2 protein-coding genes are annotated in these 757 nt (G+C 42.9%); both read left to right on the top strand.

All coding sequences use genetic code 11. The features are described 5' to 3' along the window. Positions 1–446: HPP family protein (locus A3738_RS05145; RefSeq protein ID WP_068763417.1), on the top strand; the 446-nt coding region annotated here is incomplete at its 5' end. Positions 447–517: 71 nt separating this feature from the next. Beyond that, a partial coding sequence (locus A3738_RS05140) for a PIN domain-containing protein (RefSeq protein WP_231876538.1) occupies positions 518–757 on the top strand: 240 nt, incomplete at its 3' end.

Raw genomic sequence — 757 nt, 5'->3', positions numbered from 1 at the left:
TCATGACTCCCAACGTAAAGTCAGTACCGCAGTCTTGGACAATGGAACGGTTCAAGAAATTCCTAAGCGATAACGATATTATTGGTAGCCCTGTTGCGAACGATGAAGGCAAAATCATCGGCATTGCAACGCTCAAAGATATTGCAGAATTCCATTTCGATGGCTCGAGCTCTCCCTACGAAGCTGAAATGAGCGAAGAAGAGCAGCAAGAAGCTCGCCGTTTAAGAATGATGATTTTCGAAGGCCTTGCCAATATGCCTGTCGAAGTTAACGACATCATGACCCCTATCTTAGTGTCCGTACCTGAAGATACTCCCATTACAGAAGTATCAAAACTCATGATGAACGAACACCTTCATAGAGTATTTGTAAAACATGGTGATGACGTAAGCGGCATCATTACGACTTACGATTTACTCAAAGTTATTGTCGAACAACTCAACTAAGTTAATGATGCGCGCAAACAACTCGGAGGGCCGCGAAACCTAAATGCACATTCACTTCGAAGGAATTCAAGATGGTTATAAGTAACAAAAAAACCGATAGTAAAATTTATGTACTTGATACCAATGTTCTGCTCCACGAGCCTGAATCAATATTTAAATTCGAAGAACAAACTGTTTTTATCCCTCTTCGCGTCTTAGAGGAACTTGATAGCCACAAACGTGGCCAACGAGATACCGCCAGAAATGCGCGACAAGCACACCGCTATCTCGACGAACTCCTTTCACAAGCAGATATAGACCAGCTCCCTGAG

The sequence above is a fragment of the Oleiphilus sp. HI0066 genome (genome assembly GCF_001635725.1).
The sequence above is the reverse complement of the archived record's forward strand: the minus strand, read 5'-3'. Positions and strand labels throughout refer to the sequence as shown.